The following is an 18,552-nucleotide window of genomic DNA, read 5'->3' as shown; positions in this document are numbered from 1 at the left end:
TCGCCGGCGCCACCGGGGGATGGCGGTGCCACATTCTCGCCGCATAGAGTGAATATTCCGGAAAATCGATCTTCTATTTCTCCCTTGCCTGGGCTATGCATATGGAAATGCGACAGGAAGGGAGAAGTCATGGACATGTCGTCGTCCTGCGCCTTCGACGGGCTCGATCCTCGGTTTCCAGACCTGGCCGAATATCCGGAGCATATACGCTTTTTCGCACGCGCCCACCAGCTGGCCGCGCGCTTCCGCTTCCGCGTCATGGGGGTCGAGCACCTGATCCATGAGCTTTTGGCCGAGCCCGGCTTCCGGTCCATGATCCGATCCGGCGGCGGCGATCCTGACGCCTGCCGCGGCGCCCTTGCCCGCGCCTTTCGCGAGCATGCCGAGTTCTCTTCCGCCCACCCGGCCCCGCCCGACCTCTGCGAGGGGGTCATGAAGGTCATCGGGCGCATGCGGGAGTTCCGCAGCAGCCATCCGGACTGCGGGGCGAGCGACGCCTTGGCGGATCTCTTCGTCAGCGCCATCGAGGCGGTCGACGGCAGCATGCTGGCCGAGACCGCGATCGCGGAATGCGGCGCGGCCTCGCTGCTCATGGGGGTGGAGGATACCTCGTTCATCGAGGATATCACCTTCGGAGAGGATGAGTTCTACGGTATCGAGACCCCGGGCCGGACAGCCGCGGCGGAAGATCCGGACGAAGCCTTCCTGCCGCCGCCAGACAGCTTCAGCGATCCCGACATCTTCGGCCCGCCCGAAGGCAGCGGCAAGCTTTCGGACATGATCGCCAGGCACACCGCCGCGCGGGCCGAGCAGCAGGGCGGTGATGCGGGGCGCCAGACGGTCGGCCGCGAGCAGAAGACCGCCAAGCAGAGCAAATCCGACGCCGAGATCGAGGAGGCCGTCGCGGCGACGCTGCGCGACCTTGGCGGCATGGCCGCGCGCGGCGAGATCGATCCTGTGCTCGGCCGCGACGCCGAGATCGACACGGTCATCTCGGTACTGCGCCGGCGCCGCAAGAGCAGCATCATCCTTTACGGTGATGCCGGTGTCGGAAAGACCGCGATCGCCGAAGGTGTCGCGCTGCGGCTGCGCGACGCGCTCATCGAGCGTCAGCTCGCCGACCGGCCCTTCTACGAGCTTTCGATGCCCGATCTCGTGGCCGGGACCAAGTTCCGCGGCGACTTCGAGGCACGGATGAAGCACCTCCTGGAGCGGATGCGGGCGGAAAGAGCGATCCTCTTCATCGACGAGATCCACATGCTTGTCGGCTCCGGGTCGACCTATGGCCGCGGCATGGACGGGGCCAACATGTTCAAGCCGGCGCTGGCGCGCGGCGACATCACCGTGATCGGGGCGACGACCTCCGCGGAGATGCGCCAGATCCGCCAGGACGCCGCCCTGATGCGGCGCTTCGATACGCTCAGGATCCGCGAACCGGACCGTGCCGAGACCGCGGCGATCCTCAACGGCGCCGGCTGGACCTATCTCGACCACCACGGTCTCTCGGCCGCGCCGGAGGTGATCGGCGAGATCTGCCGGGTCACCGATCTCTACCAGCCCGACCGGCGGTTCCCGGACAAGGCCTTCGACCTGCTCGACACCGCCTGCGTGGTGGCGGTCGAGGAACGCGCCGGACACCGGGTCGGCGGCATGACCCTCACGGTTCCGCATGTCCATGCCGCGGCCGACCGCCTCGGCCTCCGGCGCCCGAAGATGCCGGATCCGCAGGAAATGGCGCGTCTCGCCGGACTCGAGGCGGCGCTGAGGTCCATGATCGGCGACCATCACGAGGCGCTCGGCAGACTCGCCGCAGAGACGCGGGCCGCGGCGCTCAACCTCGCCTCGTCCGGCACCCGCGCCTCGATCCTGCTGGCCGGGCCGCATGGCGCGGGCAAGGCCCGCATCGTCTCCGCCTTCGCCGAGGCGATGCGGCTTCCGCTCGTCCGGATCGACATGACGCAACTCGGCGACCGCGGCGCGCTCTCGCACCTCGTCGGCCTGCAGGGCGGCCCGGGCAGCGAACGTGGCGGCAGCCTCGTCGAGGCGGCGGACGCGCATCGCGACATGGTGCTCTTCCTCGAGGATCTCGACCGCTCCGATCCCTCGGTGCAGGAACTCCTGAGCCAGGCCATCGCCACCGGGACCTTCCGCGGCGCGGACGGGCGGCTCCTGTCGTTGCGCGGCGCCTGGGTCTTCGTGACCTTCTCGACCGGCCAGGAGTTGGCACAGTCTCGGATCGGATTCGGCCGCGACGGCGATCTCGAGGCGCGGATGCGCGAGATGCTCGAGAAGGCGTTCCGCAAGGATCTCCTTGCGGCGATCGGCTGCGTGATCGGCCTCGGCAAGCCAGGCCGGGACGGCGCGGTCAAGGTCGTGCTGCGCGAGATCGAGGCGCTGGCCGCGAGCTTCCGCGAGATGGGTGTCTCGCTGGTCTTCGACCAGGCGGCGATCGAGCACGCCGCGCGGCTCGGCCAGCCCGAGGCGATCCGCCGCGAGATCGCCGGCGTCGCCCGCGACCTGGCGGCCGGCGCCCTGTTCTCCGGGCCCTGCCGGGACGGCATCCGGATCGGGCTTGCGGACACCGGTAACGGCTACCGGCTGCGCTAACCTTCGGGACCGAACCTGTGGACGGGCCGGGCGCATCGCGCCCGGCCCGTTGCGGCTTTCCCGCTCCATGCATAGAATTGCGAAAAATGGAGTAGAGATTGCCGAAGAATCCGTTGGAAGATCTCGAAACCGCGCCATGGTTCCTCTCTGCCCTGGAGTTCGCCTCCCGCGGCCACAAGGGTCAGGTCCGCCGCGGATCGAACCGGCCCTATAAGGCCGCCCAGGCGGCACGCATGAAGGATGCCTCGCCGAGCGCCCGGCTGATCAAGCTTGCCGACCAGATCTCCAATATCCGGGACATGGCATCGACCCTTGATGCCTGGGATGCGGATGCCGTGGCAAACTACGCCGCCGGCGCCGAGCGCGTCGTCAGCGCTTGCTGGACCGAAAGGTATCAGGAGCTCCACCTGGAGTTCCGCCGCGAGATCGACAGGCTCCGGCGCGCGCTTCGGGAGCACGGCACTCCGTCGATCCTGCCGGAGCCGCGGCCGTGAAGAGATACGCGAAAAACATTACCTGCAGTTGTGATACACTGCGCCCCCTGATCGACATCGCCGGCAACCTGGTGCGGATCTATGTCTGGATGATCATCCTTGCAGCGATCATCACCCTCGTCCGCGCCGGACGGCCGGAGGCCTGGATCTTCGTCAAGCTCGGCCTCGCCCTGATTGCGGCCCAGCTCGCCGTCACCTGGGCGCAAGGGCGCCGCGACATGGGCGATGCCGATCCCTACCGGATCCGGCGCCTGGCCCGGGCGAACCGCTTCGCCGCCCGCCGCGCTCATTGAGGCGCCGGCTGGGCCGGACGCTACTTGATGCACCGGTTTTCGGTCGGACCGCTTAACTTGCGAAGGGATATTTCATGGCAGGAGAAGCGCAGGATGTCGTTGGATTTCAGGAAACTTGTCTCGCCGCGTTCGCGAAAGGACTACAGCGCCGCGCTGTCCCGGGCCGAGGAGATGGTGGCAATGAGCGACCGGGATCTCGCGGCCCGGATCGTCGGGATCGCGCGCGACATGCGGGCGAGCGGCGCGTACAGCACCGATCCGCGGTATAGCTACGACGAGTGGGCGCTCTTCCGGGTGATCCCGGAGCTTGCCCGCAGGCTCGATCCGGAGACCCGGCTTGAGCCCGAGGAGATCGCGCAGCCCGATGAGCGCAGCGACCGGATCACCTTCGCGCCGGATGCGGACACCGCGCGTCTCGGCGAGATGGTGAAATCCATTCTCGCCAACGGATGGTTCGCCCGGTCGCGCATGGCCGGCCTGGCGGACGGCGCCCGCGCGGCGACGGATCTTCTCACGCGGTTCCGCGACGCGCTGAACCCGATGGCCATCGCCTTCAACCGCCTCGATCCTGGCAGCTACGAGTACCGGCCGACGCCCGATCCTCCAGCCCTTGCCGGTGTTTACGTGATCTTCGAGGGTGAACATCACGATGAGGTCGCATGCTATCGCGACGACCGGGAAGAGGCGCTGCGCCTCGCGGAGATCTGCCGGTGCCGCATCGCGGGCGAGGAGGTCGGCGATGAGGATCTCGGCCGCTTGCCGCACCAGTTCGGGTTCAGGTCGATCGACGAGATCCGGGAGAAGACGCTTGCCATCTCGGTCCAGGATTTCGAGGGGGAGATCCTGCATCGCTGGGTGCCCGAGACCATGGCTGATGCGGTCCCATCTCTCTGAGCGGCGCTTCGCGCCCTGATCTCAGAAACGGCAACGCCCGGCCGAAGCCGGGCGTTGAAGGTGGAAGCGCTATCAGCGACCTTCCTGGGCTGCGTCGGTTCGGTCATTCCGTCGCGCCGCCGACTTCTCGAGGAGTTTCTTAGCCTGGGCCACCCATTTACCTCGCGATGCGCGACCCGTGAATCCATCCAGATTATGGTCGACCCAAGCGACTTCTGCCTCGGTCCATGCGGCGATCTGCTCGAAGTGGTAAAACCCCATACCATTCAGCATGGAACTGAGTTTCGGACCAATACCCTTGATCAATGTCAGGTCATCGGCTTTATCGCCCATAGGTGACAATCGAACCGGCGGGTTCTTTAAAGTAACCTCCCTCTCGTCACCGAAAGGCACTTTAACCAGACTCCGACGAGTCAGTTCTTTCATAATCACCTTCTTAATCCGATCCCGATCATCTTCAGCAGTCTCAGGCATCGAAGTGCCCTCACGTACAGGCGGCGCCCAAAACACCTTGCTGTCGCGATGGGTGAAGGCTGCAAGGACAAATGGTGAGACGCGATTGCTCTCCCGCAACCACGACATCTCGCGCCGAACCGCCATCAGGATCACGGCGAAAGCCATGGCGATAAAAGCCGTGATCGCGATAACCCCGATTGTTGGTTCGTGTATCATGATCGCTCCTCTCTTCTGCCCGGCATGTCAAATATTGTCGCGCTAACGCCTCGCGCGAAGCATCGTACGCAGCTCGGTGGCGTCACGCGCATACTTCGAGTGCTGCCGTTTCGTCTGCCCGGCGGATCTGTGGCAGTACCAGGACGTGCCGCAGAGCACCGCCCCCACTACCGCCGTGACCAGGAGAACCGGCCCGAACAACGTAGCAGATGACGCTCCGATAACATATACCGTGACGGCTCCGGCACCAGACCCAACGGTCGAGGCTATCGTGCCGCTCAGGAGACGCCCCATGCGGTCTGACGATTGGGATGCACCTTCTTCGGTCTCCAGGGATGTGCTGATCGCGGTGGCAAGGTCCGCATCGATCAGATCGAGGATGTCGGTCAACCGGTTGCTGTGCGGTTGTCCCGGAGCGAACAGAAAACGCTCAAGCTGTAGCCGTCGCTGCCCGTTTTTCGTCGCGGCTTCAAGCTCATTGCCATACTGTGCCAGCAGGTCGTCGTGTATCTCTATTCTGGCCATCTTGGCATCCAGTATCTGAACGGCGAGCTCGACCAAAACCTGGGGGTCAAAGTCTGGCACCGGATACCTCTGGGAAACCTCTATCGATTGAACGCCAGGTCCACGCTTCAATCAACCGGAAAATCGGTCCACGCTGGGCACCCGCCGGATTCAAGGTGGATCCTGCGGCGCTTCGCGCCCTGATCTCTGAAACGGCAACGCCCGGCTTCAGCCGGGCGTTGAAGGTGCAAGTGCTGCGGCGCCGGTCACATGCGCGGCTTGCCGCGCCAGGTGCCGAGCCAGCCCGAGAAGAGCGACCAACGCCGGCGCGCGACGCCGGCCACCGCATCGCCCTGCGCCTCGATCGCCTCGACCTGCGCCCGCGCCTGGCCGAAGACCGGCAGGATCGTGCGCTCGAGGAACTGCCGCCACAGGGCGCGCAGGAAGAGGGCCGCGAGCGCGATCATGACGATGACGACGATATTGACCCACGGGAAGAGCTTCACGTCGGGCCCGGAGATCGCGGTCACCGCGACCGCGTTCGGGTAGATCGAGAAGAACGGGATCCGCCAGCCGTAATGGGTGATCGCGACCCAGGTCGGATCCTTCGGTGTCGAACGCAGCTGAGAGGCCTCGGCCTGCAGGTTCGAGCTGTCGTACTTGAAGTAGGGCGGCCAGACCCAGCCGGTGTCCTCGTTGCGGTAGACGATCACGCTGCCGTCCGGATAGGCCGCCTCGACGAAGCGGATGTCGCGGGTCTCGTGGTCGTTTGAGCCGACATCGGGCGTGGCGTAGAACATCGCATTGTCGCCGATCGTCGTCATCCGGTTGTAGGTGTCCGTGACCAGCACGATGTCGCGGCTCGGCAGGGTGTACTGGAGCACCACGGCGACGGACAGGAAGGCCACGATCCGCAAGGACCATTTCAGGAGCTTCAGGAACTTCAGGATTGTCATGGAAAATGATCCTCAGGTGTGATTGACGAGATAGGCGATGGCCGCGACCGCAACGGCCGGGAGAAGGGCCGCGAAGGGAACGATCCGGCGGCGCAGGCTCTTGCGGTAGGCGGCCATGCCCTCGGCGAGGAAATTGTCGCGCTCGACCCCGACGACGCCCGGATGGGACGCCTCCCACTTGCGCTCCAGCGCCTCGAGCGCCAGCGAGCGCGAGAAGATCGCGATGACCGGGTAGAGCAGCGACATGATCGCGACGATCAGGACGGCAAAGCGGATGATCTGCATCATGACATGGTCTCCAGTCCTGGTGTCGTGGAAGGCTCTGCCCCGTCACCGAAGAGATCGGCCCGGACGCCGGCCTTGTTCATCTGGTAGGAGCGCTCGAGAAAGGCGGAGACGAACTCCTTCTTCTCTTCGCTCCAGCCCGCATAGGTCCGGTAGAACATCGCCTTGTGGAAGATGAACATCTTCTGGACGTCGCGTGGGCAAAGCTCGCTCAGGAGCATGTTGACGAGGTCGCGGTTCGGTCCCGGCGCGGCGCGCATCAGGTAGAACCAGGCCGGATGCGTGGAGTCGATCGCCGGCCAGCGGCCGTCAGCCTCGGCCCAGGCCATGACCTCGGCAAGCCCGTGCCAGGCATCCGGGATCGCGGATCCGAGGAGGCGCGGCAAGGCGCCGATTTCACGCCGCGAGATGCCGCCCGCGAAGACGCCGGCCTCGGCGGCGGCGCCGATCAGGATGAAGTCCATCTTCTGGCGCAGGATCCTGATAGCCTTGTCGCGGCGGACCGAGAACAGGTTCTCGACAAGGCTGTTCGCGGTGAGGAACCCGGCCACCTCGTTGCGTCGCGTGAGATCGGTCACCGCGGCGGCGGCCAGGCCGGCGAGCGCGCCCGGCCGGCTCGCGATGACCGTCGGCACGGATGCGCTGGCGAAGACATAGGCGCCGCCGAAATGCGAGGTCCAGAAGTCCGGCGTCGGGAAATTCGTCGCCGTGAAGGCCACCGGATGGCGGGTGATGTCGCCGGTCTTGCGCGCGATGCGCACCATCTCGGCGATCAGCACGTCGTCACGCCAGCTCCCGGGCTCGGTCTCGAACCGCCCGATGAGGCGCGATAGCTCCGCCGCCTCGGCGACATGGTTCGAGGTCGTGTCCGCGACGATCTCGATGCGCCGAAGGTCGAGAAGCCGGTCCGGCATGTCGAGCCTGTAGACGGAGTTCTCGAGCTCTCCCGCCACCGCGTCACGGGCGGTGAGGCTCGCGAGCTGCGCCTCGTTCGCCTCGATGAAGCGGCGCAGGATCTCGCGCGAGACCGAGAACTCGGCGTTGAGCAGCGGCGCCGTCTTCTGCGCGGTCGAGAGCAGGATGAACTGCCGGTTGCAGCCGAGGTGGTTGAGATAGAGCTCGTCGCCGAACTCATGGCCGATCTCGGGGCTGTAGCCCGAGATGTCGACATGGAAGTCCTCGAGCGCGGTCTCGCGCCCGGTCAGCTCCTTCAGTGCCCGGTTGTAGCGGGCGACCAGGGTCGGGCTGTCGACCGCGAAGAGATTGCCGAACATCAGCCCCTTCTCGATGAGCCGCTTCATGCCGCCGTCCCCGCGAAGCGGCGCCGCGCCTCGGTCGCGCGGGTCATGTCGCGCACCGCCGCATCGATCGCCGCCTCGTCCGACTTGTCGGCGTAGCGGAACTCCGAATCCGCGTAGCGGTTGATCTCTTGCACCACCATCTCGACGGTCACCGGCTTGCGAAGCTCGGTGATCATCGCGAGCTTGGTGGCGTAGTCCTTCACCAGGAAGAGATCGGGGGTCTCCATCCATTCGTCCGGCAATTCGAAATCCATCGCCCGGACCTTCACCGCGTCGGTGATGTTCTTGATCGCCCGGCCGGTGAAGCGCTCGTCCGCCTCCTGGATCGCCTTCAGGTAGGATCCGAGCTTGGCAATCGTGTCGAGCGGCCCCATGCGGGCCTCGATCTCTGCCCAGACCTTCCGGAGGCCGGGCTCCTGGGGCCGCGAATGCGCCTCGTAGGAAGCCGAGACCGCCTTCTGGATCTCCTGGGCGGCAAAGAGGTCGTGCTCGCCGAGCGGGATGTCATGGTTCTTGCCGAGAAGGAGCGACAGGATGTCGATGTAATCCTCACGGCTCTTCGGCCCGTCGACGAGGAAGCGCGCGCCGGCCCGCTGGCGCAGCGCGTCGTCGACATTCTCGGGATAGTTCGAGAACATGCCGAAGGTGCAGTTGCCGCGCACCACGGTATTGGCCCCCGCGAAGCTCTCCATCAGCACCGCGGTGATCTCCTGCTGGCCCGCCGAGGACTGCCGGTCGCCACGCTTTCCGGCGATCTGGTCGATGTCGTCGATCGTGCCGAAGCCGATCACCGCGGGATCCATCACCGAGTTGATGAAGGCCTTGGCGTTCTGCCCCGACTTGCCCTGGTAGCTGTCGACCCCGTCCATCGAGAGGTTCTGGTAGCGGAACGGGTAGCCTGCCACCTGGCAATAGTCGTTGAGAAGCCCGGCCATCATCTGGATCAGCGTGGTCTTGCCGGTCCCCGGCTTGCCGTCCCCCATGAAGGTGAAGATGAAGCCGCCGAGCTCGGCGAAGGGATTGAGCCTCCTTTCGAAGTCATAGGCCATCAGCATCTTCGCGAGCCGCATCGACTGCGACTTGGCGATATGGTTGCCGATCACCTCGTGGGGCTTCTTGAAGCTCATCGCGAGGACGGTGCCGCGCGCCTTGCGCGCCGGCTCGAAGCCCGCGATCGGGAGATCGTCGGCCGCGACGCGCCAGGCGGCGGCGGTGAAGGCCTCGGTCCGGGGCGCGGTCGCGGCGCGGTCGCGCACCCGTGCCATCAGGCCCTCGCAATAGGCGAGGATCACCGGCACGAGGCGGGTCTCGTCGGAGGCGAAGGCGGCGATGTCCTGGTCGAGCTCCCAGATCGCGCCCTGGATCGCCAGCGGCGCGTTGTCGGTCAGGATCTCCTCGACCGGCCCGATCTCGACCTGAGCCTCTCCGGCATGCGGCGCGAGCAGGAAGGCGGTGGCGTTGGCGAAGACCGACAGCACCGCGAGCGCCTCCGCCGAGACAAGCTCGCCGAATTCCGCGGCGCGCGCGGGCGGCACCCGGCCTTCCTTGTTCATGCGCTTCAGCTCGGCGAGCCCCGAGCGCTGCGAGAAGGCGTCGCCGACGGCATAGGCGACGGCGATGGCGCGGCGCAGGGCCCGGACCGCGCTGGCCTGGAGCGGTCCTGCGAGGTCGTCGCCGCCGATCCCGTTGATGCGCTCGATGAGGCGCACGCCGTCAGGGCGCGCGGTCGAGCGCGCGGCAAGGCCCGGCGTCGTCGAGCGCAGCATCGGGCGGGCACCGATCCCCGGCGAGCGGGCCTGAAGCGGCTCGCTCACGGCCGGCTTCGCGATGCGCGGCGTGTGACTGAGGCCGGAGAGGACGGCCGAGGCCGCGGTGTAATGCGGGCGGATCTCGGTCTCGGGAAGGTCCATCTCGTCGTGGGTCATGGGTATGTTCTTTCTATCCTGTGAAAGTCTTTTCGCAGATCGTCAGACCCTGGTCGTGACGCGGCCATCGGAGCCGACGACATGCTTGGCGATGCCGGTGAAGTCCGGCCCGTCGCTGTCGCAGATCATCTGGAAGGGCAGGGGCGTCATCAGGTAGGACTGGCGGCTGACCGGGGCGGCGTAGACCTGCCGGGAGGTCGAACTGAAGACCCCGGCTTGCACGGTTTCGCGGGCCGCCCTGATCGTCTCGCAGCGGATCCCGAGCGCCCATTCCCTTGCTGCCGAGGGTCCCGTGGCGTGCAGGACCTCGAGGATCGGTGACTTCGAGGCGGTGAAAACGGGCGTATGGAAGGGGCCAAGAACGAAGCGGCGCAGCTGCTTGGGGTGAAGATCCGCATAAGCCTCGTCGAGGCTCTCCGCGATCAGGGCCAGATCGGTATCAGGATCCGACATGCCGAAAAGCAGCGCCCTGATTTTCAAAAGCCGCGGGTCCTCCTGCGCGAGGGGGCGCCCGGCGGGATGGTGGAGGTCCATCAGGTAGATGACGGGCAGGTTTGACTGGACGTCGACGATCGCCCAGCTCAGGAGGCACCGTTCCCGGCGAGCGGCCACCTGGCCAAGGGGCTGGATCGCAAGCCGCGTCTTCGGCGGCAGGACCGGATTCTCGGCGAGGGCTTCGCGGTAGAGGCGCTGGCTCATCGCATGCTGCAGGCGGGCCGGTGAGACCTGGTCGCGCAGGATCTGGCGCAGCATCGCGGCGCGGATCTCCCCGGCCGACGGCATTTCCGCGAGCGATGCTTCCGCCGCCTCGGCTTCCTGCGCCATGGTCACGACCTCCTGCCAGATCGGCAGGCCGCTGCCGGTCCGGTCGATCGTGAGGCAAGCGCCTTCGGCGCCCGACCGCGCCGCCATCGCGTATTTGAGCGAGATGGCCTTGAGGCCATTCACCCAGAGCCATGTCAGGGCACGGAGCTCCCCGGATTCCTCGGGCATGAGATCCTCGCGGTGCGCGCATTCCTCCATCGCGCCCGGAACCGCGTCGGCGAGCGAGGCGATGAGGGCGAGATAGGCGCGCAGATCGGCATCCTCGCCGATCTGCGCGAAGCCGCGGGTGAGGTCAATCCGCTCCATCACGCGCCGTAGGCGTTCTTGTCGTGCTGTTCGACGATGGCGGCAAAGCGGCGGGCGAAGCGCTCGTCGGCCTTGGCCTTCTCCTCGAGCACCTTCCTCGCGAAGACCATGTGCCCCTCATGGGCCTCCATCATCTCGGCCATGCGGCGGTTGGTGGCCGAGCCGATCCCTGCCATGGCGGCCTGGGCCTCCTGGTCTGTCTTCACGCCGATCTCGTTGATCCGGTGCGCCACGTCCTGCTGCTGCGCGGTCTTGAGGGATTTCGTGAGCGCGTCGTAGAGCACGACCCGCTGCTTGGTGTCGGTCTGCAGCTTGTTGATCAGCACCATCTGCGTCGCTGCCTGGTTCTGCAGGCTGTCGACCCAGGTCTTGCCCTTCTCGATGTAGCGCTCGAGCGTCTGGGATTTCGCGAGCTTCACCTGCTCGTCCTGCACCATCGCGTTGTAGCGCTTGTTGAGATCGGCAAGCTCACTCTCGAGCCGGGTGCGCGCCGCCGCGTCCTGCTCGACACTGATGCGGTTCTCGATCTCGATGACCTTCGGATCCAGGTCCTGGATGTCGGCACGCAGGGTTTCGAGCTCGGCCACGACCGTTTCGCGCTCGGCAAGCGTTTCGGTAAGGTTCGTCTCGACCCGGCCCTTGTGGTCGATCAGGACCGCAAGCTGGCCATCGAGGAGCTTCACGATCACGTCGGACTTGCCGATCAGGTCCTGCAGCTTGTCGTCGATCGAGGCGGTCTTCAGCCGCTCCTGGCGCATGACCTCGGACTTGCCCTTGGCGAAGAAGCCGATGAGCTTCTCGGTGGTCGTCTTCGAACGCATCTCGTCGAAGTCCCGCGAGAATTTCGAGGTCACGTCGTCGAGCCCCATGATCAGCTCGGCGATGTTGGCGTTCATCGTCGCCGAATGGGCGTGGACTTCCTCGAGCGTGGCGTTCTCGATATCGAGCGTCGCGGCCGCCTGGCTGCGATCCATCGCCGCGGACACGTCCCGGACGCGGGCTTGGAACTCGGCCACCTGCCGCTGGCTCTCCTGGATCTGGGTCTCGAAGGACATGCGTGTTTCTCCTGCTTGAATACGGATTTTCGCAGATCGTACACATGGAAACCGGTCGCTTCAATATGATATGCGAAAAAAGTTGCCAAGCTCATCGAAAGTCTCGCATTGCAACTGTCACCTACGCGGCGTAAAAATGCGAAAAATAGAGCATTGCGAGCATGGTGAACTCATCCCGATCCTTGGCGTCCTCGGACGCGGACGTGGTCCGCCTCGAGCGCCTTCTCGACGCGGCGGCGTCCGGCACCTGCCAGGAGCAGGTCTTCCTCGCCGCGCTGAGGAAGACCAAGCCGGGATCCGGCCTTTCGGCCGCTTCGGCGGCGCGTCTCGACAGCCTTAGGGGAACATTTCTATGACCGGCACCAGCGAAGCCACGATGGCCGATCTTCCGGCCTCCGGCCTGACCCGCCCGGCGCTCGCGGCCGAACGCGCCTTGGCGCGCCTCGACGAGATCGCGGCGCTCCGGCCGGGTTGGTTCCACGGCGCCGGCGAGAGGATCGCGCCCGTGGCGCTCGACGCGGTGCGGGAGATCGTCGGCAGACATCCCGAGCTTATCCGTCACGCGGGGATCTTCCCGACCATGATCGGCGGCATCTCGATCGAGAACGGGCCCTATCCGCTCGGCTACCGGATCGAGGCCGGCAGTAACGGCGCCATGTCGATCGAGATCGACGGGATGGCGGCCGCGCCTGCCGATTGCGCCGGGCTCGCCGGGCTCTGGGCCGCGGCGGCACCCCTCGAGGCGCGGATGGGCCGGACGCTGGCCTGGTATGACGGGCCGGTCGCGATCGAGATGGAGACCCGGGCGGGCCTGGCGATCGGCATGGCGATGCCGGAGCCGGGGAGCGGCGCGCCCTTCATCGGCATCCTGCCGCAGCCCCTGACCGGCCACGCCTACCGGGACGGGAAGATCTGCCTGCGCGCGGTCATGCTCGAACCCGGAACCGCGCTCTTCCTCTTCGATCTCGGGGATTGCCGCGAGGACCAGCCTTTCTCCCTGGCGCCGTTCCACGGCGTCCTCGTCGAGGACATGCTGCCCGAGCCGGGATTGTTCTGCGCCGATCTCGAAAGCCTCGCCGGAACCGCTCCGGGAACCTGATCATCGGTCGCTGCGATCAGCCGTCCGACCATTCCTCTTCCGGGAAGATATCGATGAAGTCCTTGAAGACAAGGCTCGGCTCTTTCGGAAGCGGCTTGCCGGTCACGGCGTCCGTCATGTGCGACCGCCGCATGTCGTCTCCCGAAATGGGTACAATGCCCTCCGGTGCGGCGAAGACGCCGCAGACGGTCTTCAGGGGGAGGCCGCTGCCAGGATCGCGCAGTTTCTCGAACCTGCGCAGGACGAGAGAAACGGCCTCGCCGCGAAGCGCCTCCCTGAGCGCCCAGAAACGGAACCAGATCCAGTTGTCTCCGGCAAAGGTCGATCCGTCGGATGTCGTGACGTAGAGGTTCCGGCCGAGCTGCTGGCGGCGGTCGACCGCCCGGGCCAGGCGCAGGAGGGGTGACGCGAAATCGATGCGTTTCACATCGGCGCGGCGGAACCGGTCGAATACGTCGCGGAGCTCTTCCAGAGCCTCCCGGCGGATGTCGATCGGACAGGCGCCGACCGCATTGATCAGGTCGACCGACCGGTAGAGGTCCAGCGTCGCGTTCAGGCCGTCCCGCGTGAGCATCCAGGCGCTCAGCGAGGTCACGATCTCCGCGGCGGCCGCATGATCGTCCGGCCGGATCTCGCGGCCCTTCCAGGCCTCCCTGACTTCGGCAAGGATCCTGTCGCGCAGGGCGGTCCGGCGCGGCGCCGTCGATGCTCCGGTGCCAGGGTGGCTCATTCGTTTTTTCCTTCATCTCGCGCATAGGCGCGCAACTGCTCGCGCATGGGTTTCGGCTGATCTGCCACCCAGGCGACCGCTCGGTCAAGCAGCGCCCGAAGTTCCGCCGTTACAACGATTTTCAAGGCCAAGCTCGTCACTCCCGGTTCCTGAGCCGCGGACAGCGGACGCCGCCGCAAAATCCACCACAACACCTCGCGTACTTGGCAGACCATAGGCGCCGCCAACATAATGGCCGCCTCCAGTGCAGGGCCATCAAACGCCTCCTCCGGCGGACGCACGCGCCAGCCTGACGAACTCGTCGCGCCAGAAACCGATGTTCTGCCATGCCGCGGCCGCTTCGGGGCCGAACTGGCGCTCGACATCCGCCTTCGCGACCTCGAGCGAAAGCCCGAGCTGCGCGGCTTGCGTCCTCGCCCGGTGCGGATCGAGGGCGAAGTCCAGGGCAACCGTGATCGAGGCCTCCCGCCTGACGGATGACGCCAGCTCGATATCCGTCGGCTTCCTCCACCCGCAAGGGCAGGAGGTGAGGGACGTGCCGAGCGCTTTCGCGCATGCCGGGCAAAGTTTCATTGCTGGATATTCCTCTTCAGATAGCACCGCGCGCCAGCCCATCGAGCAGCCACCGCAGCCGGATGCCACAGCACCACCGATCGGAGATATACGACAGCTGGTCCTCGACATGCGCGTAGCCGTAGGTCTCGTCGCCGGTCCTGGGGTCGCCCTCCCTTCGCACGCGCCGCCGCCACTCGCGCTCCATGCGCCGGACCAGGGCGGCGGTGAAGAGCGAATTGTCGCCCATCGAGAGGCGGCGCCTGATCGCGGCATCGACCGCGCGATGGAACTTGGCCGGTTGCATCACGAACCTCCCATCAGTGCTGAGGCGCGCCGGCGAGCGTTTCCGTCCCGATCCAAGGGCGGTAGTTGCTCGCCATCCTGTCGTCTCCCCAATGCGCATACGAGATCGCCGAAACGAGACCGAGATGGGTGACGTCGAAATGGACGGCCTGCAGCCGCAGCCAGGCGCGGGTGGCGTAGACCTGGAAGTCGTTTTGCGCGAAAGCCCCGGCCATGGCGGGGACATGGGCCGCCTCCTGCCGGTCGAGAATCTCGTTCGTTGCCCGGAAGAGCCAGAAATCGGAAAAGCCCTCCGCCTGTCCCGGGTCGATCTTCGCCTCCGGATCGGCCGGAACGAACCAGCCGTAGCTTGCAAGGATATCGTGGTGGCGCAGCCGGCTGTAGTCAGCAAGCCTGTCCGGATCGAAGACGAAGTGCGTGATCAGGCGCGCCGCGATCAGCCGGAGCGCATCGCTTTCGACCGGCATGAGGAGCGCGATCAGCCGCAGTTGCTTCTCTTCGATCTCGCACTTCGGCTTGTCGCCCGCGCCGATCAGGACCGACGAGAACTGGTTCATGTGCTCCATCATGCGCGCGGCGGCTACCCCCGAAAGGGCGATGGCGGGGGGCTGGACTTCCTTGACTGACACTTTGGCTCTCTTTCGATAAATCTCTCGGTGCGGGGCCGAACCGTTGCGGCGACCGGCCCGCGGGATGGACGTCAGGCGGGGCAGGGGCTCTCCGCCTCGACCACCCCGACAATGCGGCCGAAGACCTCCTCCGGCCCGCCCTCGGCCGGGATGACGCGGAACCGGTCCGGAAATTCCGCGGCGAGGCCGAGAAATCCCTCCCGGAGGCTCTCCTGGAAGGGGAGCCCGCGCTTCTCGAAGCGCGACTCGTCGATCGCGGCGCCTGCCAGCCGGTGCATGCCGCGCGCCAGGCCCTCGGCGGGGTCGATGTCGAGAATGAAGGTCAGATCCGGCTCGCGGCCGATCATCAGATCATGCAGGTTGTCGACAAGGACGCGCAGCTCCGGCTGCGCGACCCCCTGGTAGACGCGAGTCGAATCCGCGAAGCGGTCGGAGATGACGATTGCGCCGCGTTCGAGCGCCGGCAGCACGGTCCGCTCCAGGTGGTCGCGCCGTGCCGCGGTAAAGAGCAGGATCTCGGTCTCGGCCGACCAGCGCTCGGGCTCGCCCTCGACCAGAAGCCGGCGGATCTCCTCGGCGCCGGGCGAGCCGCCGGGTTCGCGGGTCAGCACGACCTCGCGCCCCTCGGCGCGGAAGTATTCGGCCAGGCGCCGCGCCTGGGTCGACTTGCCGGAGCCGTCGATGCCTTCGAAGGTGATGAACATCTTTCTCTCTTTCAGGTTTCACGCATATCCGGCACGATATGCGAATAATGGTGTTTGATAAACAATTACCAGCACGATACTCTGGCGTAAAGTGCGAAAAACGGACGCGAGGCGAGGCGATGCGGTTCAGCGAAGATCAGGAAGAGGCGCTCAGCCGGATGGATGCTGGAGAGTCGCTGTTCCTCACCGGCGGCGCTGGCACCGGCAAGTCCGCGACCATCGAGGAGTTCGTCCGCCGCCATCCGCGCCGCCCGATCGCGCGGCTGGCGAGCACCGGCGCGGCGGCGCAGCTCATCGGCGGCCAGACGGTGCATTCCTTCTTCCAGGTCGGCGCCAACATCCACAGGCCGCACGAGCTCAGGATGCCGGATCGCCTGCGCCAGAAGATCAAGTGCTTCCAGACCCTCATCATCGACGAGATCTCGATGCTCAGGATCGACACCTTCCAGGCGGTCCGGGACAGGCTCTACGGCGCCGCGCGCGGCTTCGGGGATTTCGCCGGCTACCAGCTGATCGTCGTCGGCGATTTTGCGCAGCTTCCGCCGGTGATCACCGAGACCGAACTGCCGGCGATCTCGCACCTCTACGGCGAGAGTAACCAGTTCGCCTTCCAGTCCCGCTACTGGCCGGGGCTGAAGACGCAAGTGCTCAACACCAACCACCGCCAGTCCGAGGACCGGGATTTCGCGCGCTGGCTCGAGGAGATGCGCAAGGGCCGGATCCCCGATCTCGACTGGATCAACACCCGCGTCTGCCCGCCGCTCGAGGGGGCGACCCATCTCGTCTCGACCAACCGTGCCGCCCAGGAGATCAATGCCCGCGCCATGGCGGCGCTGCCGGGCGGCCATTACCGGATCGAGGGGCGGCTGACCGGCTCGTTTGCCGAGCGCGACGCTCGGGTGCCGCAGGAGCTGATCCTCAAGCCCGGCGCGCGGGTCATCATCTGCGCCAACGACCTGCAGGCGGGCTATGCCAATGGCTCGACCGGGACGCTCCTGTCCTGCTCGCGCGACGGCAGCCGCAAGCCCATCGCCCACGTCCGCCTCGACAACGGCACCGAGGTCCAGGTCAAGCAGCATTTCTGGGAGTCCGTCGAGTTCCTCCCGGGCAGCAACGGCCAGGCCTTCGAGCGCCATGTCCGGGGCGGCTATCATCAGTTGCCGCTCCTGCCGGGCTGGGCGATCACCATTCACCGCTCGCAGGGCATGTCGATCGACCGGCTCCATGTCGATCCCCGCGGTATCTTCGAGGCCGGTCAGGCCTACGTCGCGCTCAGCCGCGCGACCCGGGTCTCGGGCCTCAGTCTCGCCGCGCCGCTCCTCGACAAGCACGTGCTCATTGACGAGCGCGTGAGCACTTTCCTCGCGGGGCGCGACCAGGTGGCCGACGCGCTGCCGGTGCCGGGATGAGGGCGGAAAAAAAAGCCGGAGGGACCGGCAGGTCATGAAGGATCATCGCGATGAGATCCGGCCCTTCAGGATCCTCTGCCTCTCGGGCGGCGGCTACAAGGGTCTCTTCACCGCGATCATCCTCGAACGGCTGGAGCGGCGAGCCGGCGGGCCGCTGCGCGACCGTTTCGACATCGTCTCAGGCACCTCGATCGGCGGCGTCATAGCCCTCGCCGTCGCGGCCGGCGTACCGATGCGCGACCTGGTCCACGCCTTCCGGACGGAGGGCCGCCGTATCTTTCCGCACGGCGGAAGTCCTGGCCTGGGACTCGCCTCGGCCCGCAGCCTCCTGCGCCACCTGTCCCGTCCGAAATACGATGCGGCCCCTCTGCGGGAGGCGATCGCGCGGATGACGGGGGAGGGGATGCGCCTCGCGGACCTGCCGGTCCGGGTGGCGTTGCCCGCGGTGCGGATTCTCGACGGCGCGCCGGTGATCTTCACGCGGGATTCCCATCCCGGCGCCCTTGTCACCGATGTCGCGATGGCAACATCGGCCGCGCCGATGATGTTCCCGACAGCCCGGGTCGGTGGCGAGGCCCATGCCGACGGCGCGGTCTTTGCCACAGCCCCCGATCTCGTGGCCCTGCACGAGGCCGAGTTCGCCCATGGCGCCACGCCTTCCTGGATCCGCATGCTGAGCATCGGTGCGCTGAGCGGTGCGGTTCGCCTCAAGGCGCCGGCGCATGACAACCTCGGCATCCTCGGCTGGATGGCCGGGCACCGGATTCTCGGAACGGTCCTCGCCGCGCAGGAGCAGATCACGATGCGGATGGCCGAGCAAAGGCTTGGGAGCGCCTACCTGCGCATCGACGGACATGTCGCCGAGGCAGATGCCGTGCGGCTTGGCCTCGATCTCGCCACGCACGAGGCGGGACGGATCATAGCCGCTGCCGCGGCGGCGGTTCCGGAAGAGCGCCTTGATGCGGCGCTCGCCCTCATCGGTGGCAAAGTCGCAGCCGGCTGAACA

General features: G+C 66.5%; 22 protein-coding genes. 8 read left to right on the top strand and 14 right to left on the bottom strand.

The annotated features are described in order from the left end of the window. The first annotated feature begins 129 nt into the window (after positions 1-129). The 4 genes from OM960_RS15590 to OM960_RS15575 all read left to right on the top strand — a co-directional run bounded on the left by OM960_RS15590 (position 130) and on the right by OM960_RS15575 (position 4,288). The gene (locus OM960_RS15590; RefSeq protein WP_264772596.1) at positions 130-2,607 is read left to right on the top strand and encodes an AAA family ATPase; all 2,478 of its coding nucleotides are present in this window, start codon (positions 130-132) and stop codon (positions 2,605-2,607) included. 113 nt (positions 2,608-2,720) lie between these two features. Then, on the top strand, positions 2,721-3,101 hold the full coding sequence (locus tag OM960_RS15585; protein WP_264772595.1) for a hypothetical protein: 381 nt from the start codon (positions 2,721-2,723) through the stop codon (positions 3,099-3,101). Continuing rightward, positions 3,098-3,394 (top strand): hypothetical protein, encoded by a 297-nt coding sequence (locus OM960_RS15580; protein WP_264772594.1) that lies wholly within the window; start codon positions 3,098-3,100, stop codon positions 3,392-3,394. Before OM960_RS15585 ends, OM960_RS15580 begins: the two co-directional genes overlap by 4 nt. A 93-nt stretch (positions 3,395-3,487) precedes the next feature. Next, positions 3,488-4,288, top strand: coding sequence for a hypothetical protein (locus OM960_RS15575; protein ID WP_264772593.1), 801 nt, complete (start codon positions 3,488-3,490; stop codon positions 4,286-4,288). A 72-nt stretch (positions 4,289-4,360) separates the two neighbouring features. On the opposite strand, the gene OM960_RS25555 is transcribed toward OM960_RS15575, so the two are convergent. The 8 genes from OM960_RS25555 to OM960_RS15535 form a co-directional block, all read right to left on the bottom strand. Beyond that, a complete protein-coding gene (locus OM960_RS25555; protein WP_354003562.1) occupies positions 4,361-4,960 on the bottom strand; it encodes a helix-hairpin-helix domain-containing protein in 600 nt (199 codons plus the stop codon). 42 nt (positions 4,961-5,002) lie between these two features. Further along, on the bottom strand, positions 5,003-5,521 hold the full coding sequence (locus OM960_RS15565; protein ID WP_264772592.1) for a hypothetical protein: 519 nt from the start codon (positions 5,519-5,521) through the stop codon (positions 5,003-5,005). Between the two features lie 209 nt (positions 5,522-5,730). Next, entirely contained in the window at positions 5,731-6,420 is a 690-nt protein-coding gene (locus tag OM960_RS15560; protein WP_264772591.1) for a DUF1523 family protein, read from the bottom strand. A 12-nt stretch (positions 6,421-6,432) separates the two neighbouring features. After that, on the bottom strand, positions 6,433-6,708 hold the full coding sequence (locus OM960_RS15555; RefSeq protein WP_264772590.1) for a hypothetical protein: 276 nt from the start codon (positions 6,706-6,708) through the stop codon (positions 6,433-6,435). Further along, a complete protein-coding gene (locus tag OM960_RS15550; protein ID WP_264772589.1) occupies positions 6,705-8,006 on the bottom strand; it encodes a DUF6638 family protein in 1,302 nt (433 codons plus the stop codon). The genes OM960_RS15555 and OM960_RS15550 overlap by 4 nt, the downstream gene beginning before the upstream one ends. Next, positions 8,003-9,937 carry an AAA family ATPase gene (locus OM960_RS15545; protein ID WP_264772669.1) on the bottom strand — a complete coding sequence of 645 codons (1,935 nt, stop codon included), beginning with the start codon at positions 9,935-9,937 and terminating at the stop codon, positions 8,003-8,005. Before OM960_RS15545 ends, OM960_RS15550 begins: the two co-directional genes overlap by 4 nt. A 36-nt stretch (positions 9,938-9,973) precedes the next feature. After that, entirely contained in the window at positions 9,974-11,062 is a 1,089-nt protein-coding gene (locus OM960_RS15540) for a hypothetical protein (RefSeq protein ID WP_264772588.1), read from the bottom strand. After that, complete coding sequence (locus tag OM960_RS15535; RefSeq protein WP_264772587.1) at positions 11,062-12,117, bottom strand: hypothetical protein; 1,056 nt, start codon at positions 12,115-12,117, stop codon at positions 11,062-11,064. The genes OM960_RS15540 and OM960_RS15535 overlap by 1 nt, the downstream gene beginning before the upstream one ends. A 164-nt stretch (positions 12,118-12,281) precedes the next feature. Between OM960_RS15535 and OM960_RS15530 the strand changes: the two genes are divergently transcribed. Further along, on the top strand, positions 12,282-12,473 hold the full coding sequence (locus OM960_RS15530; RefSeq protein WP_264772586.1) for a hypothetical protein: 192 nt from the start codon (positions 12,282-12,284) through the stop codon (positions 12,471-12,473). Continuing rightward, positions 12,470-13,216 (top strand): hypothetical protein, encoded by a 747-nt coding sequence (locus tag OM960_RS15525; protein WP_264772585.1) that lies wholly within the window; start codon positions 12,470-12,472, stop codon positions 13,214-13,216. The genes OM960_RS15530 and OM960_RS15525 overlap by 4 nt, the downstream gene beginning before the upstream one ends. Before the next feature lie 16 nt (positions 13,217-13,232). Here the strand turns inward: OM960_RS15525 and OM960_RS15520 are convergent, their stop codons facing one another. The 6 genes from OM960_RS15520 to tmk form a co-directional block, all read right to left on the bottom strand. Further along, positions 13,233-13,946 (bottom strand): hypothetical protein, encoded by a 714-nt coding sequence (locus tag OM960_RS15520; protein ID WP_264772584.1) that lies wholly within the window; start codon positions 13,944-13,946, stop codon positions 13,233-13,235. Beyond that, a complete protein-coding gene (locus OM960_RS15515; protein ID WP_264772583.1) occupies positions 13,943-14,086 on the bottom strand; it encodes a hypothetical protein in 144 nt (47 codons plus the stop codon). Before OM960_RS15515 ends, OM960_RS15520 begins: the two co-directional genes overlap by 4 nt. A 115-nt stretch (positions 14,087-14,201) precedes the next feature. Beyond that, a complete protein-coding gene (locus tag OM960_RS15510; RefSeq protein WP_264772582.1) occupies positions 14,202-14,561 on the bottom strand; it encodes a hypothetical protein in 360 nt (119 codons plus the stop codon). Continuing rightward, entirely contained in the window at positions 14,536-14,805 is a 270-nt protein-coding gene (locus OM960_RS15505) for a hypothetical protein (RefSeq protein WP_264772581.1), read from the bottom strand. Before OM960_RS15505 ends, OM960_RS15510 begins: the two co-directional genes overlap by 26 nt. Positions 14,806-14,818: 13 nt before the next feature. Then, a complete protein-coding gene (locus OM960_RS15500) occupies positions 14,819-15,433 on the bottom strand; it encodes a hypothetical protein (RefSeq protein ID WP_264772580.1) in 615 nt (204 codons plus the stop codon). 71 nt (positions 15,434-15,504) lie between these two features. Beyond that, on the bottom strand, positions 15,505-16,137 hold the full coding sequence (gene tmk, locus OM960_RS15495) for a dTMP kinase (protein ID WP_264772579.1): 633 nt from the start codon (positions 16,135-16,137) through the stop codon (positions 15,505-15,507). Between the two features lie 119 nt (positions 16,138-16,256). Here tmk and OM960_RS15490 point away from each other — a divergent pair, with 119 nt between their 5' ends. Both OM960_RS15490 and OM960_RS15485 read left to right on the top strand, forming a co-directional pair. Beyond that, complete coding sequence (locus OM960_RS15490) at positions 16,257-17,546, top strand: ATP-dependent DNA helicase (protein WP_264772578.1); 1,290 nt, start codon at positions 16,257-16,259, stop codon at positions 17,544-17,546. A 34-nt stretch (positions 17,547-17,580) separates the two neighbouring features. Next, the gene (locus OM960_RS15485) at positions 17,581-18,549 is read left to right on the top strand and encodes a CBASS cGAMP-activated phospholipase (RefSeq protein ID WP_264772577.1); all 969 of its coding nucleotides are present in this window, start codon (positions 17,581-17,583) and stop codon (positions 18,547-18,549) included. Positions 18,550-18,552 lie beyond the last annotated feature (3 nt).

It is taken from the genome of Defluviimonas salinarum, assembly GCF_026013545.1.
GTDB classification, from domain to species: Bacteria; Pseudomonadota; Alphaproteobacteria; order Rhodobacterales; family Rhodobacteraceae; genus Albidovulum; species Albidovulum salinarum.
The sequence above is the reverse complement of the archived record's forward strand: the minus strand, read 5'-3'. Positions and strand labels throughout refer to the sequence as shown.

Bases quoted from the DNA above. Each gene is read 5' to 3' on its own strand.
- OM960_RS15590 (WP_264772596.1), top strand. From the start codon at position 130: ATGGACATGTCGTCGTCCTGCGCCTTCGACGGGCTCGATCCTCGGTTT.
- OM960_RS15575 (WP_264772593.1), top strand. From the start codon at position 3,488: ATGTCGTTGGATTTCAGGAAACTTGTCTCGCCGCGTTCGCGAAAGGAC.
- OM960_RS25555 (WP_354003562.1), bottom strand. From the start codon at position 4,960: ATGATACACGAACCAACAATCGGGGTTATCGCGATCACGGCTTTTATC.
- OM960_RS15560 (WP_264772591.1), bottom strand. From the start codon at position 6,420: ATGACAATCCTGAAGTTCCTGAAGCTCCTGAAATGGTCCTTGCGGATC.
- OM960_RS15555 (WP_264772590.1), bottom strand. From the start codon at position 6,708: ATGATGCAGATCATCCGCTTTGCCGTCCTGATCGTCGCGATCATGTCG.
- OM960_RS15550 (WP_264772589.1), bottom strand. From the start codon at position 8,006: ATGAAGCGGCTCATCGAGAAGGGGCTGATGTTCGGCAATCTCTTCGCG.
- OM960_RS15540 (WP_264772588.1), bottom strand. From the start codon at position 11,062: ATGGAGCGGATTGACCTCACCCGCGGCTTCGCGCAGATCGGCGAGGAT.
- OM960_RS15535 (WP_264772587.1), bottom strand. From the start codon at position 12,117: ATGTCCTTCGAGACCCAGATCCAGGAGAGCCAGCGGCAGGTGGCCGAG.
- OM960_RS15525 (WP_264772585.1), top strand. From the start codon at position 12,470: ATGACCGGCACCAGCGAAGCCACGATGGCCGATCTTCCGGCCTCCGGC.
- OM960_RS15520 (WP_264772584.1), bottom strand. From the start codon at position 13,946: ATGAGCCACCCTGGCACCGGAGCATCGACGGCGCCGCGCCGGACCGCC.
- OM960_RS15510 (WP_264772582.1), bottom strand. From the start codon at position 14,561: ATGGGCTGGCGCGCGGTGCTATCTGAAGAGGAATATCCAGCAATGAAA.
- OM960_RS15505 (WP_264772581.1), bottom strand. From the start codon at position 14,805: ATGCAACCGGCCAAGTTCCATCGCGCGGTCGATGCCGCGATCAGGCGC.
- tmk (WP_264772579.1), bottom strand. From the start codon at position 16,137: ATGTTCATCACCTTCGAAGGCATCGACGGCTCCGGCAAGTCGACCCAG.
- OM960_RS15490 (WP_264772578.1), top strand. From the start codon at position 16,257: ATGCGGTTCAGCGAAGATCAGGAAGAGGCGCTCAGCCGGATGGATGCT.
- OM960_RS15485 (WP_264772577.1), top strand. From the start codon at position 17,581: ATGAAGGATCATCGCGATGAGATCCGGCCCTTCAGGATCCTCTGCCTC.